The sequence below is a fragment of the Nocardia sp. NPDC058499 genome, from assembly GCF_042719915.1.
Taxonomy (GTDB): domain Bacteria; phylum Actinomycetota; class Actinomycetes; order Mycobacteriales; family Mycobacteriaceae; genus Nocardia.
The window spans coordinates 182,236-202,090 of record NZ_JBHXMZ010000009.1 but is presented as its reverse complement, the minus strand read 5'-3'; the positions used below and the strand labels follow the sequence as shown (position 1 = coordinate 202,090).

19 protein-coding genes are annotated in these 19,855 nt (G+C 67.7%); 15 read left to right on the top strand and 4 right to left on the bottom strand.

The window, feature by feature from the left end; genetic code table 11:
• The first annotated feature begins 36 nt into the window (after nucleotides 1-36).
• The 7 genes from ACFWPH_RS25745 to ACFWPH_RS25715 are packed head-to-tail and all read left to right on the top strand — an operon-like array spanning nucleotide 37 to nucleotide 7,058.
• Complete coding sequence (locus tag ACFWPH_RS25745) at nucleotides 37-1,239, top strand: ABC transporter substrate-binding protein (RefSeq protein WP_378754677.1); 1,203 nt, start codon at nucleotides 37-39, stop codon at nucleotides 1,237-1,239.
• Complete coding sequence (locus ACFWPH_RS25740) at nucleotides 1,236-2,111, top strand: branched-chain amino acid ABC transporter permease (RefSeq protein WP_378754676.1); 876 nt, start codon at nucleotides 1,236-1,238, stop codon at nucleotides 2,109-2,111. The genes ACFWPH_RS25745 and ACFWPH_RS25740 overlap by 4 nt, the downstream gene beginning before the upstream one ends.
• Nucleotides 2,111-3,127 carry a branched-chain amino acid ABC transporter permease gene (locus ACFWPH_RS25735; RefSeq protein ID WP_378754675.1) on the top strand — a complete coding sequence of 339 codons (1,017 nt, stop codon included), beginning with the start codon at nucleotides 2,111-2,113 and terminating at the stop codon, nucleotides 3,125-3,127. The genes ACFWPH_RS25740 and ACFWPH_RS25735 overlap by 1 nt, the downstream gene beginning before the upstream one ends.
• Before the next feature lie 5 nt (nucleotides 3,128-3,132).
• Nucleotides 3,133-3,909, top strand: coding sequence for an ABC transporter ATP-binding protein (locus ACFWPH_RS25730; RefSeq protein WP_378754674.1), 777 nt, complete (start codon nucleotides 3,133-3,135; stop codon nucleotides 3,907-3,909).
• Complete coding sequence (locus tag ACFWPH_RS25725) at nucleotides 3,906-4,607, top strand: ABC transporter ATP-binding protein (RefSeq protein ID WP_378754673.1); 702 nt, start codon at nucleotides 3,906-3,908, stop codon at nucleotides 4,605-4,607. The genes ACFWPH_RS25730 and ACFWPH_RS25725 overlap by 4 nt, the downstream gene beginning before the upstream one ends.
• Complete coding sequence (locus tag ACFWPH_RS25720) at nucleotides 4,607-6,235, top strand: class I adenylate-forming enzyme family protein (RefSeq protein ID WP_378754672.1); 1,629 nt, start codon at nucleotides 4,607-4,609, stop codon at nucleotides 6,233-6,235. The genes ACFWPH_RS25725 and ACFWPH_RS25720 overlap by 1 nt, the downstream gene beginning before the upstream one ends.
• Nucleotides 6,207-7,058 carry a mycofactocin-coupled SDR family oxidoreductase gene (locus ACFWPH_RS25715; protein ID WP_378754671.1) on the top strand — a complete coding sequence of 284 codons (852 nt, stop codon included), beginning with the start codon at nucleotides 6,207-6,209 and terminating at the stop codon, nucleotides 7,056-7,058. Before ACFWPH_RS25720 ends, ACFWPH_RS25715 begins: the two co-directional genes overlap by 29 nt.
• Before the next feature lie 21 nt (nucleotides 7,059-7,079).
• Here ACFWPH_RS25715 and ACFWPH_RS25710 read toward each other — a convergent pair whose 3' ends face one another.
• On the bottom strand, nucleotides 7,080-8,120 hold the full coding sequence (locus ACFWPH_RS25710; protein ID WP_378754670.1) for an NAD(P)-dependent alcohol dehydrogenase: 1,041 nt from the start codon (nucleotides 8,118-8,120) through the stop codon (nucleotides 7,080-7,082).
• A gap of 91 nt (nucleotides 8,121-8,211) precedes the next feature.
• Between ACFWPH_RS25710 and ACFWPH_RS25705 the strand changes: the two genes are divergently transcribed.
• The 5 genes from ACFWPH_RS25705 to ACFWPH_RS25685 all read left to right on the top strand — a co-directional run bounded on the left by ACFWPH_RS25705 (nucleotide 8,212) and on the right by ACFWPH_RS25685 (nucleotide 13,165).
• Nucleotides 8,212-8,799 carry a TetR family transcriptional regulator gene (locus ACFWPH_RS25705; protein ID WP_378754669.1) on the top strand — a complete coding sequence of 196 codons (588 nt, stop codon included), beginning with the start codon at nucleotides 8,212-8,214 and terminating at the stop codon, nucleotides 8,797-8,799.
• 108 nt (nucleotides 8,800-8,907) lie between these two features.
• The gene (locus ACFWPH_RS25700; RefSeq protein WP_378754668.1) at nucleotides 8,908-10,455 is read left to right on the top strand and encodes a PucR family transcriptional regulator; all 1,548 of its coding nucleotides are present in this window, start codon (nucleotides 8,908-8,910) and stop codon (nucleotides 10,453-10,455) included.
• 326 nt (nucleotides 10,456-10,781) lie between these two features.
• Nucleotides 10,782-11,261 carry a GreA/GreB family elongation factor gene (locus ACFWPH_RS25695; protein ID WP_378754667.1) on the top strand — a complete coding sequence of 160 codons (480 nt, stop codon included), beginning with the start codon at nucleotides 10,782-10,784 and terminating at the stop codon, nucleotides 11,259-11,261.
• Complete coding sequence (locus ACFWPH_RS25690; RefSeq protein WP_378754666.1) at nucleotides 11,258-11,773, top strand: hypothetical protein; 516 nt, start codon at nucleotides 11,258-11,260, stop codon at nucleotides 11,771-11,773. The genes ACFWPH_RS25695 and ACFWPH_RS25690 overlap by 4 nt, the downstream gene beginning before the upstream one ends.
• 198 nt (nucleotides 11,774-11,971) lie before the next feature.
• On the top strand, nucleotides 11,972-13,165 hold the full coding sequence (locus tag ACFWPH_RS25685) for a cytochrome P450 (protein ID WP_378754665.1): 1,194 nt from the start codon (nucleotides 11,972-11,974) through the stop codon (nucleotides 13,163-13,165).
• 34 nt (nucleotides 13,166-13,199) lie between these two features.
• Here ACFWPH_RS25685 and ACFWPH_RS25680 read toward each other — a convergent pair whose 3' ends face one another.
• Nucleotides 13,200-14,372 carry an epoxide hydrolase family protein gene (locus ACFWPH_RS25680; RefSeq protein ID WP_378754664.1) on the bottom strand — a complete coding sequence of 391 codons (1,173 nt, stop codon included), beginning with the start codon at nucleotides 14,370-14,372 and terminating at the stop codon, nucleotides 13,200-13,202.
• 99 nt (nucleotides 14,373-14,471) lie between these two features.
• Here ACFWPH_RS25680 and ACFWPH_RS25675 point away from each other — a divergent pair, with 99 nt between their 5' ends.
• On the top strand, nucleotides 14,472-15,038 hold the full coding sequence (locus tag ACFWPH_RS25675) for a CGNR zinc finger domain-containing protein (protein WP_378754663.1): 567 nt from the start codon (nucleotides 14,472-14,474) through the stop codon (nucleotides 15,036-15,038).
• 138 nt (nucleotides 15,039-15,176) lie between these two features.
• Here the strand turns inward: ACFWPH_RS25675 and ACFWPH_RS25670 are convergent, their stop codons facing one another.
• Nucleotides 15,177-16,358 (bottom strand): damage-control phosphatase ARMT1 family protein, encoded by a 1,182-nt coding sequence (locus ACFWPH_RS25670; protein WP_378754662.1) that lies wholly within the window; start codon nucleotides 16,356-16,358, stop codon nucleotides 15,177-15,179.
• A 213-nt stretch (nucleotides 16,359-16,571) separates the two neighbouring features.
• Between ACFWPH_RS25670 and eat the strand changes: the two genes are divergently transcribed.
• A complete protein-coding gene (gene eat / locus ACFWPH_RS25665) occupies nucleotides 16,572-17,996 on the top strand; it encodes an ethanolamine permease (protein ID WP_378754661.1) in 1,425 nt (474 codons plus the stop codon).
• Between the two features lie 161 nt (nucleotides 17,997-18,157).
• Nucleotides 18,158-18,979: a Mut7-C RNAse domain-containing protein gene (locus ACFWPH_RS25660; protein WP_378754802.1), complete on the top strand. Its 822-nt coding sequence runs from the start codon at nucleotides 18,158-18,160 to the stop codon at nucleotides 18,977-18,979.
• 69 nt (nucleotides 18,980-19,048) lie between these two features.
• Here ACFWPH_RS25660 and ACFWPH_RS25655 read toward each other — a convergent pair whose 3' ends face one another.
• Nucleotides 19,049-19,825, bottom strand: a complete 777-nt coding sequence (locus ACFWPH_RS25655; RefSeq protein WP_378754660.1) for an IclR family transcriptional regulator — start codon at nucleotides 19,823-19,825, stop codon at nucleotides 19,049-19,051.
• Nucleotides 19,826-19,855 lie beyond the last annotated feature (30 nt).

Genomic DNA, 19,855 nt, shown 5'->3' with positions numbered 1-19,855 from the left:
TTCATACCAAGCACCTGCTTGATTGGTGGTGGTCTCATGAGACGTACCCGGGTACTCGCCTGGGTGCTGGCCGCGGCATTGTTGCCGGCGGGATGTGCCCAGGTCCGCGAACCGGTGGACGATTACATCGTTATCGGGATGGACGAGGATTCGACCGGACCGGGAGCGTCGTATTCGACGATCGCCGGCAATACCGTCCGCGCCGCGGTGAACCGGCTCAATGCCGACGGCGGGATCAACGGTAAAGAGGTCCGGCTGGTGGTGGAGAACGACGAGAGCAGTCCGACGAATACGCCCTCCATCATCCGCAAACTGGTCGACCAGGGCGCCTCCGCGGTCATCCTCGCCACGGGAAGCGGTTCCGCGTTGCAGGCCAAGCAGATATCGCAGTCCACCGAGGTCGTCACCATCGCACCGACCGCGCTGACCGATGCGGTCGCCGGGCCACCCGGTAACGAATACGCGTATATGGTGCCCAATCCGCTGGCCCAGTACGCCGACGTCTACTGCGGCGCGTTCGCGGCACAGGGCAAGAAGCGGCTCGGGGTGCTGGCCGATTCCAGTCCCGCGATCGCGGGCATTCTCGATACGCTCTACCCGAAATTGCGGGAGTGCATCGATATCGTCGGCACCGCGAAAGCCGCCGTCGACGCTGCCGACCTCACCGCCGGGGTGAGCCGGCTACTCGACAGCGACCCCGATGTGGTGCTCGTCGCGAGCGTCGGCGGCAACTTCGAACTGCTCGCGCAGAACACGGTGCACCGGCTCGCGCCCGGGTTGCAGCGCTTCTCGCTGGCGTCGATCGGGAACCAGCCCCAGTCGTGGAAACTCGCGGCACCGGGTTCGCTCGACGGCCTCGTGTACATGGGCAGTCTCAGCGACAGCAACCCCCGGACCGCGGAACTGCAGGACTGGCTGCGGACCGTCAAGGGACCGGACTACTCGCTGACCGCCTACGATGCCCAGGCCTACGACTCGGTGATGTTGCTGGCGCGGGCGATCGAACTCGCCGGAACACATACCGATCGGCATCGTCTCAACGAGGCGATGCAGCAGGTCCGGGATGTTCCGGCGAGCTTCGGGCAGGCACCGCTGACCCTGTCGTTCGCGCCGGACGACCATATCGCCCCCGATTCGGCCTGCGGTCTGGTGCTCGTCGAATTCGGCCCCGATAACGTTCCCACCGGCCCCTGGCCGGAATACCAGCCGGAATGCACGCCGAAGGGGGCCGGTCGATGACTGATCCGCAGTTGTGGCTCGCCGCCATCGAAATCGGCTGTTTCTTCGCGCTCGTCGCCTTGTCGATCTATCTGGTCGTGGTGGGCGCCTCGTTCTTCAACTTCGCCGCGGGCCCGTATGCGATGGCTGCCGCACTGCTCGCCGGCTACGCCGCCGCGCACTGGGGTGTGCCGATCCTGCTCGGCGCGATCCTGGGTATCGCGGTGGCAGTGGGGATATCGCTGGTCACCGAGATCGTGGTGGTGCGGCCCGTGCAGCGTCGCTCCGGCGGCGCCGAACTACCCGCCCTGGTCGCCGTCACGGCGACACTGTTCGCGATTCAGCAGCTGGCGGGCACGGTTTTCGGCCGGACCCCGGTCTCGGTGCCGAATCTGCTCGGACTGCCCGACTTCCGCATCGGATCGGTCGGTGTGCAGGGTACGACGGCGACCATCATCCTGGTCACCGCGGTCGCGCTGGCCGCCACCGTGCTCTGGCTGCGTTCCACCGCCACGGGCCAGCTGTTGCGCGCGGTCGGTGACAACCACGATGCGGCCCGGATGATCGGCGTCGATGTGAACCGTGTCCGGTTGTGGGCCTTCGGCCTGTCCGGCGCCATCGCCGGAATCGCGGGGATCATCTTCGCGGCCAAATCCGGCGCCCAGTTCACCAGCGGATTGTCCTGGACGCTCACCGGCTTCCTCGCCCTGGTCGTCGGCGGCACCGGAAAGCCGTGGGCGCCCCTGGTCGGCGGGCTCGCGCTCGGCTGGGTGCAGGTGTTCGGCAGTTTCTATTTCGGCGCGACCGGTAGTTCGATCGCTATCTTCCTCGTCGCCCTCGTGTTCTTCGCGTTCCGGCCCGAAGGCCTGTTCCAACGAAAGGTGCGGGTGTGATGGCTGTTGTCACGACCACCGAAACCGCTGCCCCGGCCACCAGAACCGGTACGGCCGCAGCGCGGACCGTACTCGGGGAGCTGGGTATCTGCCTGGCCGTCCTCGCCGCGGTACTGCTCTGGATGGGTCCCAGCCTCTACCGGCAGGACCTGGTGTTCCTGGCCGCCACCTACGCGCTGGTGGCGCTCGGTATGTACCTGCCGTTCGTGCTGGCCGGTTCGCTGTCCATGGCCTACAGCGCCTATGCGGCCATCGGCGCGTATGCTGTCGCGTATCTATCGGTGAAACAAGGACTTTCGCCGTGGTGGGGCTGGCTCGCCGGAATGGTGATCGCCGCCGCGGTCGCCCTCGTCCTCGCCGTGGCGACCAGGAAGTTGTCCGGGTTCTACCTCGCCGCCGTCACCCTGTTGTTCGCCATCGCCTTCGAGCACTGGCTCGGCGACGCCACCTCCATCACCGGCGGATCGTCGGGGATCGCGAATATTCCGGTGCCGTCGCTGTTCGGCTGGGAACCACCGCGTTACGCCCAGGTGGTGGCCGCGATCGTCTTCGTCTGCGCGGTCGCGGTGCTGATCGATCGGCTGCGCCGGTCGGCGTGGGGGCTTTCACTGTCCGCGGCGCGGGAGAATGCGCCGGCGGTGCAGTCCGCCGGGATCTCCCCGACCCATCTGACCGTGGTGGCGCTGGCCGTCGGCGCGGCGATCGCGTCCACGGGTGGTGCGCTGTTCACCGTCTCCGTGCAAGCGGTGACACCGGAGACCTTCGGGCTGGACCTGGTGTTCCTGGCGATCTTCATGCCCATCATCGGCGGCCGCGGATCGGCGTGGGGTGCTCCCCTCGGAGCGTTGATCGTCGTGGGAGTCACGCTGAACATGCCCGGATATCAGGGGTCGGGTGAGTTGCTGCTGGCCGTGGTCGTCCTGGTGATTCTCCTGCTCGCACCCGGCGGTGTGATCGGCTGGGCACACCGGCTTCTGCAACGGTTCATACCGTCCCGGACCACGGACAGGAGGTGACAACGATGACAACCACAGCTCTACTGTCCGTGACCGGGTTGACCAAGCGCTACGGCGGCGTCACCGCGGTCGACGAGGTGAGTTTCGATCTGCCCGCAGGCCGCGTGCTCGGCCTGGTGGGGCCGAACGGGGCGGGAAAGACCACCTTGGTCGACTGCATCGTGGGCACCCAGACCCCCGACGCGGGCACCGTGCACGTCGACGGGCGGGCGCTGCCCGACGGTCCCGCGGTGCGGGCGCGGGCCGGGCTGGCCCGCACCTTCCAACATCCACAGCTGGCACTGGAGCTCACCCCGGTCGAGAACATCGTGCCCGGTATCGTCGGACGGTCGATCGGTTCCTACGGTGCCTCGCTGCGGGCGCTGCTCCGTGGACTCGCGGGCACACCCCGGACCGTGCTGGACCAGGCGGCGGCGGTGGCCGCGGAGTACGGGGTCACCACCGACCGGGTACCCACCGGCAGTCTCGGTCTGGGCTCTCAGCGGCTGGTCGAAATCGCCCGCGCGATGGCCGCCGAACCGCGTGTCCTGCTGTTGGACGAACCTTTCGCCGGCTCCGATACCGAGGGGATCGCGGCGATCTCCCATGCCGTGCACCAGGTCCGCGCGGCGGGGCATTCGGTGGTCCTGGTGGACCACAATGTCGACCTCATCGCCGAACTGGCCGATTCGGTGGTGTTGCTGGCCGACGGCGCGGTCGCGTTCACCGGCAGCCCGCAGGACTGTATGCGCAGCGCGGAAATGCAATCCGTGTATTTCGGCACCACCGAGGAGGCCCGATGATCAGCGCCCACGGACTCACCGTCCGCTACGGGAAAGCCGTCGCCGTCCGCGATGTGGCGTTCGAGGCCCGTTCGGGCGAGGTCACCGCGGTGGTGGGGCCGAACGGGGCGGGTAAGTCGAGCCTGCTGTCGGCGGTGTTCGGTAGTACACCGGCCACCGGGAACGTCACCCTCGACGGACACGATCTCGGTGGCGCCCCGGCCCAGAAGAGGCTGCGCACCGGAGTCGCCTTCGTCCCGCAGGGCCGGCAACTGTTCCCGCGCCTGACCGTGCGGGAGAATTTGGAGATCGGCGCCCGGTTACTGGGTGCCCGCAACGATGTCCTCGAATCGGCTTTCGACCGGTTTCCCATTCTGCGGACCCGGGCGAAACAATTCGCCGGTGTGCTGTCCGGCGGGGAACAGCAGATGCTGTTACTGGCCCGGGCCCTGCTGGTGCAGCCGCGGGCGTTGCTGCTCGACGAGATGACCACCGGGCTCTCTCCGAAGATCGCCGGTGAACTGCTCGACCACGTTCGCGCACTGGCGGATTCGGGTATTACGGTGCTCGTTGCCGAACCGGCGCTGTACCGGGTGGCCCGGATCGTCGACCGCGGGTACGTCATGATCCGGGGTTCGCTCTCCGAGCCGAAGGACACCGCCGACGCACTCGATACCGCCTACCGGGCATCCATGGGGATGCTCGAGGAAGCTCTGTGATGGAACACGTTCCCCTAGCCGAAATCACCCCCGAGTTCACCGCGGACCCCGAGGCCTGCACCGGATACTCCGTCAGCGACCTCGTCCGCCGATGGGCTGACACCCGCGCGGACGAACCCGCGTATATCAGCCCGGACGGCGCGACCACCTGGTCCGAATACGACCGCCTCGCCGACCGGGTCTGCGCCGCGCTGCGCGCCCTCGGCGATATCGCGGCGGTCACGGTGTACCTGCCCGATACCGTGGAGTTCCATGCGGCGCTCGTCGGCGCCTACCGGGCCGGGGTCCTCGCCGTAGCCGTCGGGGCCCGTTCGGGGCCGGCGGAATTGGCTCATCTGATGTCGGCCTCGGGGTCCACCGTGCTGGTGACCGCGGGCGAGAACCGCGGTGTGCCGGTCGCCGGACTGGTACAGGAGCTGCGGCTACGCGATACGGCACCGGCGCATGTGGTCCTGGTCGAGGGAGCGCAGGTCACCCTGGACGGCGCCGCGGCGCCGAGTGATCGGGGCCCGGACGTCCCCGGGTTCTCGGTGGATGATATCTGCCTGCTCAACAGCACCTCCGGCACTACCGGGCGACCGAAACTGGTCATGCAGACCCAGCGCCGGTGGAGCACGTTCGCCGCGATCGCCTGCCGCAACGCCGATATGCGGCCCGCGGAGGTCGTCGCCGCATTCGTTCCCGCGCCGTTCGGTTTCGGGCTGTGGACCTCACATTTCCTGCCCGCGCTGCTCGGCCGGCCGGCATTGGTGATGAGCCGGTTCGATCCGGTGGTCGCGATCGATCTGATGGCCGAGCACCGCGCCACGATTCTCGCCTGTGTGAGCACCCAGTTCCGGATGATGTTGCAGACTCCGGACCGGGACGTGTCGCGCGCCGACGCGTTACGTGCCATGTTCACCGGCGGCGAGGCCGTACCTTACGCCGAGGCCAAACGCTTCGAGGAAACCACCGGGGCGCTGGTCCTGCAGTTCTACGGCTCCAACGAAACCGGGGCGGCGAGCGGCACCACCGTCCACGACGACGAGGAGACCCGGCTCGGGACAGGCGGGCGCCTGATTCCGGAGATGAACGTCCGCATTCTCGACGACGGGACCGGGGCGGGCGGTCCGGGTATCCGGCGCGGACAACCCGCGGTACACGGACCGCTCATGTCCCCCGGCTACTGGAACGACGAAGCCGCGAACGCCGAACTGTTCACCGACGACGGCTGGATCCGGCTCGGTGACATCGTCGAAGTCGACCAGAGCGACCGGCTACGCGTGGTGGGCCGGCTGGCGGATCTGATCATCCGCGGCGGGAAGAATATCTCCGCGCTCGAGGTGGAGGACTACATACGCGAACATCCCGCCGTGGAAATGGTCGCGGCGGTGGGCGTCCCCGATCCGCTGTTCGGTGAACGGCTCTGCGCCGCCGTCACTCTGACCCCGGAGGCCGGGCAGCTGACGCTCGCGGACCTGAACTCGTGGTTACGCGACCAAGGCATCACCCGGGAGTACCTGCCGGAACGGCTGCGGGTGCTCGACCGGATGCCCCTGGCGCCGGGCGGCAAGATCGCCAAGGCGCAGGTCAAGCAGATTGTCGAGAGGAGTATGGAAGATGCCGCCGGACAACACCACCAGGGGTGATCTCGAGGGTCGCACCGCCATCGTCACCGGCGCCGCGCGCGGCCAGGGTCGCGCTATCGCGCGGGCGCTGGCCCGCCGAGGCGCCACCCTCCGGCTCGCCGACCTGTGCGCGCCCAGCGATACCGCCCCGTACCCCCTGGCCACCGCGGACGATCTCGCGGAAACCGCCCGACTGATCGACGCGGACGGCGGACACTGCACCACCTCGGTCCTCGATGTCCGCGACGCCGCCGCCGTCACAGCCTTCGCCGATTCCGCCGCCGAGCAGTCGGGCCGGATCGATATTCTCGTCACCTGCGCGGGAATCGTCGGTTTCGCACCCGTCACCGAACTCTCCGACGCCATGTGGTCGGATATGCTCGCCACCAACCTGACCGGGACATTCAATTGTCTTCGCGCGGTCCTGCCCCATATGACCGGCGGATGGGGCCGGGTCGTCGCCATCTCGTCGATGAGCGGGCGGCAGGGCACCCCGAATCTCGCGCATTACTCGGCCTCCAAATGGGGTGTGATCGGCCTCGTCAAATCCGTCGCTCTCGAATACGCGGAAACCGGCGTGACCGCGAATGTCGTCTGCCCCACCAATGTCGACACGCCGATGCTGCACAACCCGGCCCTGTATTCCCTGTTCGCCCCCGACATGGACAACCCTGCCCGGGAAGAGGTCGAACCACGGTACGCACGGATGAGCCCCATGCGGATCCCGTGGTGCCCACCGGAGGCGATCGCCGACGCGGTCGATCATCTGGTCGGTGAATCCGGGCGCTATACCACCGGGTCGGTGCTCGACGTGGGACTCGGTGGGACCGCGCGGATGCCCTGAGGGTCACGGGTCGATCCTCGGTCAGTCCAGATCGGAAAGGTCGAGTACGAAGCGGTAGCGGACGTCGTTGCGTTCGAGCCGGTCGAGGGCTTCGTTCACCCGCGCCGACGGCAGGATTTCGATATCGGCGGTGATGCTGTGCCGGGCACAGAAGTCCAGGAGGGCGGTGGTGGCGGGGCGGCCGCCGCTGCCGGCCGAGCCGAGTTTCTTGCGGCCGATGAGCAGATCGCTGGTCTGGACGGTGACCGGGCCCAGGTATCCGACCTGGCTGAGTGTTCCGTCGAGGGCAACCAGCCGTAGATTGGGACCAAGATCGTGCGGGACGGAAATCGTATCGATCACGACATCGAAACTATCTCTGGCTGTGTTCATTTCGGCATCGTCGGTGGAGACCAGGAACGCGTGTGCGCCGAGCCGGTGTGCGTCGGCGGCTTTGTCCCGGGATCTGCTGACCACCGCGGTCTCGGCGCCCAGTGCGACGGCCAATTTCACCGCCAGATGGCCCAGGCCACCCAGTCCGGCCACCGCGACGCGGGTGCCCGGTCCGACCCCGAGCGCGCGCAGCGGCTCCCAGACAGTGATTCCGGCACACAGCAAGGGAGCCGCACCGGCGGGGTCGAGACCGTCGGGCAGGTGGTAGGCGAATCGGTCGCGGACCAGGTACTCGCGGGAGTAAGCACCCAAGGTGGCCGCCCCGTCGCGCCGGTCGGTGCCGCCGTAGGTGAGCGTGGGAAACTCGCGGCAGAAATTCTCCTGACCGGCCCGGCACATGGCGCAGTCACCACAGGAGTCGACGATATTACCGACCGCGACCGGGTCGCCGATTTCGAATCCGGCCACATCACTGCCGACTTCCGTGACCACACCGGTGAATTCGTGCCCGGGAACCAGCATCGAGCCCGGTTCGCCGCGATAACCGCGGACGGCGTGGAGGTCGGTATGGCAGACACCGCAGTAGTCCACGCGTACCGCGATATCGTCCGGGCGCAGTGCACGACGCGGGACGATTGCCCGCTGTAGCGTCGCGGCGTCCGCTGCGTACCAGCCGACCGTTGTTCTCATATCGAGCTCCTTAAACAGACTGTTCTGTCTATTGAGCGTAGCCGGGAATCGGCGATCGGTAAACAGACTGTTCTGTTGTACGTTGGGTGCCATGACCGAGAAGCCCCTGACCGCCCGCGGCGCCGCCACCCGCGACCGCATTCTCGAGGCGGCGACCCGCGAGTTCGCCGCGCACGGTATCGCCGGGGCCCGGATCGAACGGATCGTCGCGGACGCGCGCACGAACAAAGCGCAGCTCTACGGCTATTTCGGCAATAAGGAAGGCCTCTTCGACGCGATCTTCACCGGTTCACTGGAGCGGATCGTGAACGTCGTGCCCATCGATGCAACCGATCTCGCCGACTGGGCGGTGCGGTTGTACGACGAATACCTCCGCCGCCCCGACCTGATCCGGCTCGCCACCTGGGCCCGCCTGGAACGCCGGCCCGCCGGGCACCTGGTCGACGATGCCGACCGGCTCGACGATCACAAACTGGGCGCCATCGCCGACGCACAAACCGCGGGCCTCGTCTGCCCCGGCGACCCCTTCGACGTGATGGCCTTGGTGATCTCCATGTCCATGGCCTGGTCCCCGGTCAGCAATGTCTACGCTGCCACCGCGGAGGAATCGCCGGAGACACACGACCGGCGTCGCGCGCTACTCCGCGAAACCGTCCGGCGCGCCGTGATGACGGCCTGACCCACCACCGCACGACACGTTCCCCCGGGCCGCTTCGCCCCGCCGAGAAGCGTGCGGGACGAGAGGCGGCGGCTACGGTGTCGGAACCGGTGTGGACAGGAGTCGCTCATGGTGCGGTTGGATCATCTCGTCAACGTGCTCGGCGGGTACGGCGTGCGGTTACGCTGCTGCCCGGTATCTCGGGCGACCATGATCCGCAGCGTCGCGATGCACGATGCCACCGGGTCCGAAGCCGCGCCCGGCGATATCTTCCTCGCCGTCGGCGCCGGGTCGGTGAGCGAAGCGGTACTCGGGGCGCGGGCGGCGAAAGCGGTCGCGGTGCTGGTGCGCGGCGGCGCCGACGCCGAACGGGAGGCGGCCGCGATCGGACCCGGCGGTGGGGTCGCGGTGCTGGTGGTGGATCCCGCGGTGTCGTGGAGTCAGCTCGCCGGTGTGGTGTACGGGCTGGTGCTGGAGGGGCGCGAAACCGCGTCCGGACGTGGGCCGACGGATCTCTTCGCGCTGGCCGACAGTCTGGCGGACGCGGTCGACGGGGCGGTCACCATCGAGGATCCGCTCTCGCGCGTGATGGCCCACTCCACCCTGCACGGTACGGCCGACCGCGCACTGGCGGAGACCGTACTGCATCGGCAGCAGCCGGTTGCGCTGCGGGAACTCTTCGAAACACGCGGTGTGCCCGCGCATCTGCTGAGATCCGACGAACCGCTGTTCGTCGAACCGGAGACCGGGCTCGGGCTCGACGGGCGGATGGTGGTCGCGGTGCGCGTGGGCCGCGAACTACTCGGCTCGGTGTGGGTGGCCTGCACGAAGCCGTTGCCCCGCACCCGCCGAGCCGCCCTCACCGAGGGTGCCCGCACGGTGGCCCTGCATCTGCTGCGGTCGCGGGCCAGCGCGGACCTGGAGCGCCAGGTGGAATCGGAACTGGTGATCCGGCTGCTGGAGGGCAGCCCCGACGCGGCGACCGTGACCGGCCGGCTCGGGTTGGCGCCGGCACCGTTACGGGTGGTCGCGGTGCGCGCGCAGATCGCGACAGAACGCCATGCCGGTTTACTGCTCGCCTTCGAACAGGCCACCTTCGGTTTCGGCTGGTCACGCCCGGGACGCAGCACACTGTCGGACAACACCGTCTACACGATCCTGCCCGGCGAGCAAGTCCGCACCGCCCGCGACTGGGTCGCCGCCCTGCGGGCCGCGCTGCCCGCCCGAGTCACGCTCTCGGCCGGAATCGGCGGGCCGGCCACGGCCACCGATCTGCCGGATTCGCGGCAGGAGGCCGACGAATGCCTGGCATTGCACGAACAGGGGTCGACCGAGAGCGACTCGCCCGCCTACGACGAATCCTGGGGCGAGATCCTGCTGCAACGGTTGCGCACCGCCGCGCAGACCGGCCGCATACCGGCCCGCGGCCCGGTCGCCGAACTGCGTCGATACGACACCGCGCACGCCACCGCCTACGTTGCGACGCTGCGCGCATGGCTCGACGCCCAGGGCGACCTCGCCGAAGCCGGCGGCCGGCTCGGCGTCCACCCGAACACGGTCCGCAACCGCATGCGGAAAATGCGTGAAATCGCCGTCCTGGACCTGGCGGATGCGCGCACGCGCCTCGCGATGACGATCGACCTCGCCGCATTCGGCGACGACCGCCCCTCGTTGTAGAAATCGAACAACCAGCGGGACCAAAACTGTGCCGTGCGGACATGCGACCCGGTGGTTGCCGCGTCATCATGGCTGTAAAGCGCATCGTTCGACGTGGAGGTGAGCATGGCGCGCGTAACGAGTCGGCTCGACCGCGAACGAGCAGCACGGTGCCGGGTGGTGACCCCGGCACCCGGCTGAGCCCTTCGGCCATTCCCCCATCCGTGGAGCCGGTGTCCTGAGGACCCGGCTCCACGGAGTTCTGCCGTCGGGGCGGCCCTCTTCTCCCTCCCTCCGCCGCCCCGACGGCCGAACCCACCTTCCCCTGACGACCCTGTAGGACGGATATGACCAGCAGCTCGCCCATCTGGCTGACCACGCACGCCCGCGAACAACTCGAGGCCGAGCTCGCCGAACTGCTCGCCATCGAAAACGCGGGCCATACCGAGGCCGCCGACACAGACGATCAGTTCGCCGCCCGGCACCAGCGCCAGAACCGCATCGCGCATATCCGGAACCTGCTGAGCAACGCCGTCTTCGGCGAAGACCCGCCGGACGACGGAATCGCCGAACCCGGCATGGTGCTCACCATCCGCTACGACGACACCGACGACACCGAAACCTTCCTGCTCGGCAGCCGCGACGCCGAACACAGCGACTTCGACGTCTACTCCCCCGACTCCCCCCTCGGCGCCGCGCTCACCGGCGCCCGCCGCGGCGAACAACGCAGCTACAAGGTGCCCAACGGCACCGAAATCGCGGTCACCCTGCTCGAAGCAGTCCCGTACAGCCACACCGTCGCCGCCGCGCCTCGCCCCGCCCGATGATCGATCTGACCAACCCGAGTATGCGCACCCGCACCACCGAAATCACCCTGCTACACATCAATTCCCCAGCGATCGTCCGGGACGACCGGACGATCGCTCTCCCCATCCACTCGTGGATGTCGTCTCAGTTCTGGGATCTGTTCGGCCTGCCCAGCGTCGACTGGGCGCTGTCGGCACTGTCCTTCGGCACCGAAACCACCCCCCGCACCTACGTCGCCCGCTACTACGACTACCCCACCACCTGGACCTCGCAGCCGCTGGCCGTGCACATTCCCGCGACCATCGGCCCCGGACCCGGGGTACTGGAAGTCTCCGGCCCGATGACCTGGGAACGCCGCCGCCTGGTCGAACGCACCACCCTGGTGATCGCCCTCGCCAAACCCCTCGAACACCGGCTGCACACCGACCTCCCCGAACAACTCTGGGAAGAAGACCGCTGGCACACCACAGTTCTCGTACCCGATGTCCGTCCGGGCGCACACTCACCGCTGCGATACACCGAATCCTGGTAGCCCGGTCCCGGACCTCGCCGGCGCTCGAACCCGCTCGCCGGCAGGCGCCGCCACCACCGAGCGAGCCGAACAGGTGACATCGAAGCCGCTCTGGCGCAACATTATTTGAGCGAGGAGGTGGACGCGGCCGCTACCGCGCCGGAACTGCCGGACAAGCGAACCGCCCGATATCGCGCGCCGACGAAGAGGACCGGGATCATGCCGACAGACAGCACCGACGCACGCAAGATCGATCGCGAAGGGGAGGCGGGCGGCTGCCCGGTCACCCGGACCGCCGACGGAATATGGCTCGTCCGCGATTACGCCGCTGCCCGCGCCGCATTGCGCAGCCCCGACACCGTCCAGGCCGGGCTGGGAGTGGAAACGCTCGACAATCTGCCCGCACGCATCCGGCGTCCGGTGTTGTACCGGGACGGGCCGGAGCATCGGGAGCATCGGCGCCAGACCGCGCGATTCTTCACGCCCCGCCGGGTCGACGAATCGTATCGGGGTTTCATCGACAGCCTGGCCGACGAACAGCTGGCCCACCTTCGCGACACCGGCCGTGCGGATCTCACGGATCTCGGCTTCGGCCTCGCCATCGGCGTGGTGTGCTCGGTGATCGGCCTCACCGAGAGTCGCCCCGGGCTGACTCGGCGGTTAGAGAGGTTCTTTCCCGAGGAGTTCGGCTCACCGGGATTCACCAGCGTCGACGGCCTCTACTGGGTGTGGCGGCAAGCGCGGAACTGGTCGAGTATCTTCCTCAGCGATGTGCGACCGGCGGTGCGCGCCCGCCGCGCCCGGCGCCGGGACGACCTGATCTCGCATCTGCTCGACGAAGGCTGTTCCTCGGTCGAAATCCTCGGCGAATGTATCACTTTCGCCGCGGCGGGAATGGTCACCACCCGCGAATTCATCACCGTTGCCGCCTGGCACCTGTTCACCGACCAGTCCCTCCGGGACCACTACCGCGCCGCCGCGGAACCGGAGCGCCTCGCCATCCTGCACGAAATTCTCCGGCTCGAACCTGTTGTCGCGCACCTCCTGCGCCGCACCACAGCACCCGTCGAACTCCCCGGCGGCGCGGGCGAATCGGTGACTGTCGGACCCGGGCAGCTCATCGATATCGATATCGCCGCCACCAACACCGATCGGGCCGCGGTCGGCACGAACCCGTTGGCGGTATGCCCCAACCGATCTCGCACCGATGCCACCGCTCCGGCGCTATCGTTCGGCGACGGCGCACACAAGTGCCCCGGAGCGACGATCGCGATCGTCGAGACCGATATCTTCCTCAGCAAACTGCTCGCCATGCCCGGGGTCCGCATGCACTCCCCGCCCCGAGTCGGTTCCAACGACGCAATCGGTGGCTACATACTCCGAGACATGATCGTCGAGGTCGATGCCCGCTGAAGCCCCATTCCGAGTCGCGGCACCCCAGCCGCTTTCACCGAGCGGCGGCCAGCACTGCCGCGAGACCTTCTTGCAGGTCCTCGACGAAATACTCGGGAACTTCCAGCGACGGGAAATGTCCCCCGGTTTCGGGCGTGCTCCATCGGACGATATGCCGGTACCGCTGCTGCGCCCAAGGGCGCGGGCACTTCTCGACGTCGCGGGGATACGCGGTGATGGCTGCCGGGACGTCGATTCGGAGTGCGGGGTCGAACGAGTTGTGGCTTTCGTAGTAGATGCGGGCCGCCGACGCGCCCGTCCCCGTCAGCCAATAGAGGGTGACGTTGTCGAGGATGCGGTCTCTGGAAATCGTCTCGAACGGGCTGTCTTCGGTATCGGACCATTCGGCGAACTTGTCGAGGATCCAGGCGAGAAGGCCTACTGGCGAGTCGACGAGCGAGTAGCCGATGGTTTGTGGCCGGGTCGCCTGCAGTTTCGCATATGCTGCGCGCCGGCCCCAGAAATCGCGGGTTTCCTCGGCCCACTGGCGCTCGACCGCCGTCAGACCGTCCGTGGACAACCCGGGCGGCGCCTCCGCGAACGTTGTGTGGATACCGAGTAGCCGGTCCGGGAACCTGCCGGCGAGGACGGAGGTGATATTGCCTCCCCAGTCGCCGCCGTGGGCGACGAATTCGCGGTAGCCGAGCCTTCCCATCAGTTCCACCCAGGCGGCGGCGATCTTTTCGGTTCCCCAACCGGTGGTCGCCGGCTTATCGCTGTAGCCGAAGCCCGGTAGTGACGGGACCACCACGTGGAATGCCGGCGTGGTCGGGTCTTCCGGATTTGCCAGCTCGTCGACGACGTCGATGAACCGGACAATACTGTCGGGCCAGCCGTGCGTCATGAGCAGCGGGGTGGCGTCTGCACGCGCGGACCGGCGGTGCAGGAAGTGGATTCCCAGATCGTCGATGGTCGTGCGGTACTGGCCGATCCGGTTGAGGCGCTCTTCGAAAGGCCGCCAATCGTACTCGGTGCGCCAATAGTTCACGACATCGACGAGGTCGGCGAGTGGCACGCCCTGGTCCCATCGGCGCGGGTCGGGCGCGGCGCGGTAGACCGTCTCGGTCTCCGGTAGCCGTGCCGCGGCCAGTCGCGCACGCAGATCGGCGAGGTCGGCGTCGGTTGCGTGAGCTTCGAATGCGTGCACGTCGCCGGCTGAGCGGGACATGAGACCTCCTTGACTGTCACCGAACCGGCCGCGATGCGAACCGGCTGAGACGGTTCTAACATGTCTTCATATCCACAGGCAACCGGCTAAGGTGGTTCCATGCCCGATCGGTTTCCTGACTTTCGCCTCGGTAGTGTGCTGGCGACCAGCTTCACGGCGACTCTGACGGAACGTTGCGGCAACGCTGTGGAGCGCATCCCCACGCCGCAGCGACTCGTCGACTGGCTGGCAGTGAACGGCCTCGCCGTGGATTCCTGCACCCCCGCGCAGCTCGAACTCGCCCGGCAGCTGCGGGAATCAATTCACGCCGCCGCGACAGCGGCTGCCATCCGGGACCCGCTCCCAGTGGCCGCTGTCCGAGTCATCAATGCCTGCAGTATTCAGGGCCGGGCGGCAGCCATCCTCACCCCCGAAGGCAACCGCCACTGGCAACTCAGCGCTGCCTCCTGCGTAGAAGATGCCCTGAGCGTGATCGCTGCCGACGCGATCGGCATCCTCGCCGGCGAACGCGACGGCAGATTGGCCCTGTGCGCATCGCCGACCTGCCGAGCCGCTTTCTTCGATACCAGCCAAAGTCGCACCCGAAAATGGTGTGAGATGAACACGTGCGGGAACCGCCAGAAGAAAGCGCGCTTCAATGCCAAAACAGTGCCGCAGCACGAATAAGTGACACCGATCCGACTTGTTGCCAGGTTATGGTCGTGGACCGGCATCAGCAAGATTCAGCACCACCGGCGATATTCCGATATTCGTCGGGGGTCCGTGTATCGACGGCGGTGTCAGGTCTGATCGGGCACTGCTTGCCTACCCGGCCGGCGCTGCGCTCATTTGCACGACGCCGTGTGAACCGCTGACCCGCCAGTCCGGTTCGGTCGCCTCTAGTTCGGTGACGATCCCGGGGTCGATACCCGCGGCAACCTCGCATTTGAGGGTGCGCAAGGCGATCACACGGGTCGGGAAGTATTGCGTGAGTGCGGTGAACGAGGTCGCGGCCGGCCGGTGGCAGTCTCCGACGAGTCGCCGGTAGTTGAGGTCGCCTTTGAGAATCACCGCGTCGGCTCCGGCGAGGTCGGCACGCAGATCGCCGGGCAGGTGGTGAAAAGACAGGGGCGCGCAGTAGAACTCGTGGGCCCGGACCCGCAGACGGCCCGTCCTGAGTGCGGAATCCAGCCGGACGGCGGTGGTGCGCGCCGTCCCGGCAATGCCCGCGAGACGCTCGAGAGTCGCCAGCAAGTCGGCGGTGGTGGCGTCCGAGACGTAGTAGGGCCGCGGTTTGAGGTGCAGGTCGATGGTGAGGTCGGAGTGCAGTCCCAGCAGGTGATCGATGAGGAACAGGTCGGGGATCAGTTCCCGGCCGGCGTTGTCGGCTATCAGGCACAGGGTTCCCGTGGAGTGGGTCTCGAGGTAGTCGGCCACCTGGGTGGATCGGTCGTCGAGAATTCTGCCGGATGCCTCGTGGTCGGTCGCCGGGGAACCGGACAGCCGGAACCCGAGGTCCGCCCGATTCCCCCACAGCGCGGCGTGCAGAAGCGCGATCAGATGCTCCCGCGATGGTCGGTCGCCGGTCCCGGCCGCCGCCGACAGCTCGGTATCGAGCGCAGGGTCCCCGAGTTCGGCCCGCTTACGGGTGAACGGGTCGATACCCCGCCACGGGCCGGACCCGAAGTAGCCGACCGCATCCAGCAGCAAATGATAAAAGTAGCTTTCGGCCCAGAGGAACGGGACGTCGAGCCACCGCTGCCCGTACATCTCGCTCCCCCATCGGTCCCATCGCGATTTACCGGCACTACCGTCGGGCAACGGCTGCACGGTTCCCGTGATGTGTTCGCGCAGCGCGTCGAGGCGGCGCCGAATGTCGGGCGGGTAGGGGTGTGCTTCGCCGACCTGTTCGATGATGGCGGGATGCCGGTGGGTGAGCACACCCCACGCGAACGAACCCGGTTCGCTGGACACGATGGTCCGCGCAGTGCTCGCGCTCGGGTCCATGGCACTCCATTCGCAGGTCGGGTGGAGCGGCCACGGTCGCCACTCCGGCGGCGACCGTAAGCGTAGTTGCCGAAGTGGCGAGCCTCCCGTGTCCGAAACACGCACGCAAGCGTGGGGAAATACCGGATCATTACTCTCACGCTGTCCAGGTGTCGTGTGTCCACTCAACGGAGTCGAATCCGGTCGGGCAGCATCGTTCAGGGGAGAAATACCATGAGCCTCACCAAACCCGGCGAGCCCGGTTCCGGGATCGACCACGAATACCTCGGCAAGAGGACGTTGCGCGCCGGCACGGCGGGGTGGGTGCTGCTGGCAGGGCTCGGCGTCGGTTATGTGGTCAGCGGGGACTACTCCGGATGGAATTTCGGATTGGCGGAGGGCGGGTTCGGTGGCCTGGCCGTTGCCACGGTCGTGATCGCCGCCATGTACGGCGCGATGGTGTTGAGTATGGCGGAGATGTCGGCCGCGCTGCCGACGGCGGGGGGCGGCTATACCTTCGCTCGCCGGGCGCTGGGCCCGTGGGGCGGGTTCGCGACCGGAACGGCGGTGCTGATCGAGTACTCGATCGCGCCCGCCGCGATCGCCACGTTCATCGGCGCGTATGTCGAATCCCTGGGATTGTTCGGGATTGTCGACGGATGGTGGGTCTATCTCGCCGTCTACGCACTCTTCGTCGGCATCCATCTGGCCGGTGTCGGTGAAGCGCTGAAGGTCATGTTCGTCATCACCGCGATCGCCCTGGCCGGCCTCGTGATCTTCGCGGTCGCGAGTATCGGCAGCTTCTCCTGGTCGAACCTGACCGATATCGCCCCGGACTCGGATGCCGCGGGCGCCAGCGAGTTCCTGCCGTTCGGCTACCTGGGGATCTGGTCGGCGCTGCCCTTCGCCATCTGGTTCTTCCTCGCCGTCGAGGGGGTCCCGCTCGCCGCGGAGGAAGCACGGGATCCCGCGCGCAATGTGCCGCGGGGAATTATTGCGGCCATGACGGTCTTGGTCGTGACCGGGGCGGTGGTGCTGGTCCTCGTGCCGGGCGCCGGTGGCGCGGCGGCGATGCAGGCGTCCGGTAATCCGCTTGTCGAAGCGCTCGGTTCGGGTACCGCGGCAACCGTGGTGAACTACATCGGCCTGGCCGGTCTGGTGGCCAGTTTCTTCTCCATCATCTACGCCTATTCACGGCAGCTCTTCGCACTGTCGCGCGCCGGGTATCTACCGCGTGCGCTGTCGATCACCAACGGGCGCAAGGTGCCCGCGGCGGCATTGGTCGTGCCGGGTGTCGCCGGTTTCGTGCTGTCGATCTTCGGTAACGGTGCGACACTGCTCAATATGGCCGTATTCGGCGCGGCCTCGAGCTATGTGCTGATGATGGTCAGTCATATCGTGCTCAGGATTCGCGAACCGGGTATGGAACGGCCGTACCGAACCCCAGGCGGCCTCGTCACCGCAAGCGTCGCGCTCGTGATCGCCGTGCTGTCGGTGATCGCGACCTTCCTGGTGGATTCCACCGCAGCCTTCGGCTGCCTTATCGTGTTCGCGCTGTTCATGCTCTATTTCGGCCTGTACAGCCGGAAGCGGCTGGTCGCCGGCTCGCCCGACGAGGAATTCGCCGCGCTCGCCGCCGCGGAAGACGAACTCCGCTGATCGGCGGCCATGCCGACAGTCGCACGACACCGTGGCCCGGTCCCCTGGCGGCGGCGACGGTGTGGTGGATGGCGGCGATAGCGACCGGCAGCGACGGGCGGGAGTAAACTGCGAGGTTGCGCAGGGTTTCGAGTGGACTCGACACCGATACGGGGCAGATCATGCACACTCCCGCCGACGCGAGCCCCGACGGTCACGGCAGCCTGGAGGTTCGCGTCTACGCCGAACTGAACGATTTCCTGCCCCCTCGATCCCGCTTCTCAGTGCTGCGGCGGCCCGTCCGGTCGCATCAGACCGTGAAGGATGTTGTCGAGGCAGCGGGTATCCCGCACACCGAGGTCGACCTGCTGCTGGTGAACGGCGAATCCGTCGATTTCGGGTACCGCCCGCGCCCCGGCGACCGACTTGCCGTCTACCCCGTATTCGAAAGCCTCGATATCGCCCCGCTCACCCGGGTGCGCCCCGCCCCGCTGCGCGAACCGCGGTTGCTCGCCGACGTCAACCTCGGTGGCGCCGCGCGACTCCTGCGCCTGATGGGTCTCGACGTCCGCTGCGAATTCGACGCCGGCGACGCCTACCTGGCCGAAATCTCCGCGGACGACCATCGCATCCTGCTCACCCGGGACCGCGGCCTGCTCGCCCGCCGGATCGTCACCCACGGGCTCTTCGTTCGCGCCGATCTCCCGGTCGAGCAGACCGTGGAGGTCATCGACCGCCTCGATCTGTCCCGCCGGCTGGCCCCGCTCACCCGGTGCCTGCGCTGCGGCGCACCCCTGGTCGACGTCGCGAAGGCCGATATCATCGATCGGCTCCCACCGCGCACCCGCCTCGAGCACCACACCTTCCGGCGGTGCACCGGCTGCGACCGGGTCTACTGGGCAGGTACACACCAGCACCGGCTCGACCAGCTCGTGGACCGGATCATGTCGCAGATCCGATCTGTCCACTACTCCGCGGGGCCCAGCCCGGCACCTGACCGGTGAACAGCCCCAGCGCGATGACAGCAGGCCGCGATACCGGGGGCTCGCCGGATCGATCCCGGCCGGCGGTTGTCAGTCGCCGGTTCGATCGGCTTCGATCGCGCCGGCGGCGCGGTGGAGGGTGGCGACGAGAGTCGCCAGCCGATTCCGGTCGTAGCGGATCGAGGGCATCGAGACCGACAGACCCGCCACCGCGACACCGGCCGCATCCCGCACCGGAACACCCACCGCGACCACCCCGCGCTCGGACAGCCCGTTGTTGAGGGCGAAACCCGCGCGGCGCACCCGGCCCAGCTGGGCGCGCAGGCTCGGCAGATCAGGTCTTTCGTCTGCCCGCTCCGCGAACCGCTGTTCGTCGTAGAGTTCTTCCACCTCGCCCGGCGCGAGGTCCGCGAGCAACACCAGGCCCGCGGTGGTGCGATGCGCGGGAAACACCATCCCTTCCCGGGACCCCACGCGCAGCGCCTGCCGGCATTCCACGCTGGCGATGAATCGCGTGGTATCCCCGGTGCGGATCGTCAGGTTCGCCGACTCCCCCACCAGGTCGACGAGCCGCTGCAGATGCGGTAGCGCGACGGCCCGCAATCGCGAGGTGTGCGACTGCGAATGGGCGGCGAGTTCGAGCACCGGCCCCGGGTGGTACTTCCGCTGCTCGTCCTGCACGGCGAAGTCCCGGTACACCAGTGTCTGCAGCAGCCGGTGCGCTGTCGACCGCGCCACCCCGAGACGTTCCGCGACCTGACTGACCGTCAACCCACCTTCGAGTTGCAGCATCACCGCAGCCCGCAGCGCGTGGTCGGCGCTGGTCACGACGTACGCCGGCGGGTTCTTCGGTTCCGTGTTACCCATCCGCGCGTTCTGCTCTCCAGAATTTGATGT

Excerpts from the sequence above, each read along its gene's own strand:
- ACFWPH_RS25745 (WP_378754677.1), top strand. The coding sequence starts at position 37 with ATGAGACGTACCCGGGTACTCGCCTGGGTGCTGGCCGCGGCATTGTTG.
- ACFWPH_RS25740 (WP_378754676.1), top strand. The coding sequence starts at position 1,236 with ATGACTGATCCGCAGTTGTGGCTCGCCGCCATCGAAATCGGCTGTTTC.
- ACFWPH_RS25735 (WP_378754675.1), top strand. The coding sequence starts at position 2,111 with ATGGCTGTTGTCACGACCACCGAAACCGCTGCCCCGGCCACCAGAACC.
- ACFWPH_RS25730 (WP_378754674.1), top strand. The coding sequence starts at position 3,133 with ATGACAACCACAGCTCTACTGTCCGTGACCGGGTTGACCAAGCGCTAC.
- ACFWPH_RS25725 (WP_378754673.1), top strand. The coding sequence starts at position 3,906 with ATGATCAGCGCCCACGGACTCACCGTCCGCTACGGGAAAGCCGTCGCC.
- ACFWPH_RS25720 (WP_378754672.1), top strand. The coding sequence starts at position 4,607 with ATGGAACACGTTCCCCTAGCCGAAATCACCCCCGAGTTCACCGCGGAC.
- ACFWPH_RS25715 (WP_378754671.1), top strand. The coding sequence starts at position 6,207 with ATGCCGCCGGACAACACCACCAGGGGTGATCTCGAGGGTCGCACCGCC.
- ACFWPH_RS25710 (WP_378754670.1), bottom strand. The coding sequence starts at position 8,120 with ATGAGAACAACGGTCGGCTGGTACGCAGCGGACGCCGCGACGCTACAG.
- ACFWPH_RS25705 (WP_378754669.1), top strand. The coding sequence starts at position 8,212 with ATGACCGAGAAGCCCCTGACCGCCCGCGGCGCCGCCACCCGCGACCGC.
- ACFWPH_RS25700 (WP_378754668.1), top strand. The coding sequence starts at position 8,908 with ATGGTGCGGTTGGATCATCTCGTCAACGTGCTCGGCGGGTACGGCGTG.
- ACFWPH_RS25695 (WP_378754667.1), top strand. The coding sequence starts at position 10,782 with ATGACCAGCAGCTCGCCCATCTGGCTGACCACGCACGCCCGCGAACAA.
- ACFWPH_RS25690 (WP_378754666.1), top strand. The coding sequence starts at position 11,258 with ATGATCGATCTGACCAACCCGAGTATGCGCACCCGCACCACCGAAATC.
- ACFWPH_RS25685 (WP_378754665.1), top strand. The coding sequence starts at position 11,972 with ATGCCGACAGACAGCACCGACGCACGCAAGATCGATCGCGAAGGGGAG.
- ACFWPH_RS25680 (WP_378754664.1), bottom strand. The coding sequence starts at position 14,372 with ATGTCCCGCTCAGCCGGCGACGTGCACGCATTCGAAGCTCACGCAACC.
- ACFWPH_RS25675 (WP_378754663.1), top strand. The coding sequence starts at position 14,472 with ATGCCCGATCGGTTTCCTGACTTTCGCCTCGGTAGTGTGCTGGCGACC.
- ACFWPH_RS25670 (WP_378754662.1), bottom strand. The coding sequence starts at position 16,358 with ATGGACCCGAGCGCGAGCACTGCGCGGACCATCGTGTCCAGCGAACCG.
- eat (WP_378754661.1), top strand. The coding sequence starts at position 16,572 with ATGAGCCTCACCAAACCCGGCGAGCCCGGTTCCGGGATCGACCACGAA.
- ACFWPH_RS25660 (WP_378754802.1), top strand. The coding sequence starts at position 18,158 with ATGCACACTCCCGCCGACGCGAGCCCCGACGGTCACGGCAGCCTGGAG.
- ACFWPH_RS25655 (WP_378754660.1), bottom strand. The coding sequence starts at position 19,825 with ATGGGTAACACGGAACCGAAGAACCCGCCGGCGTACGTCGTGACCAGC.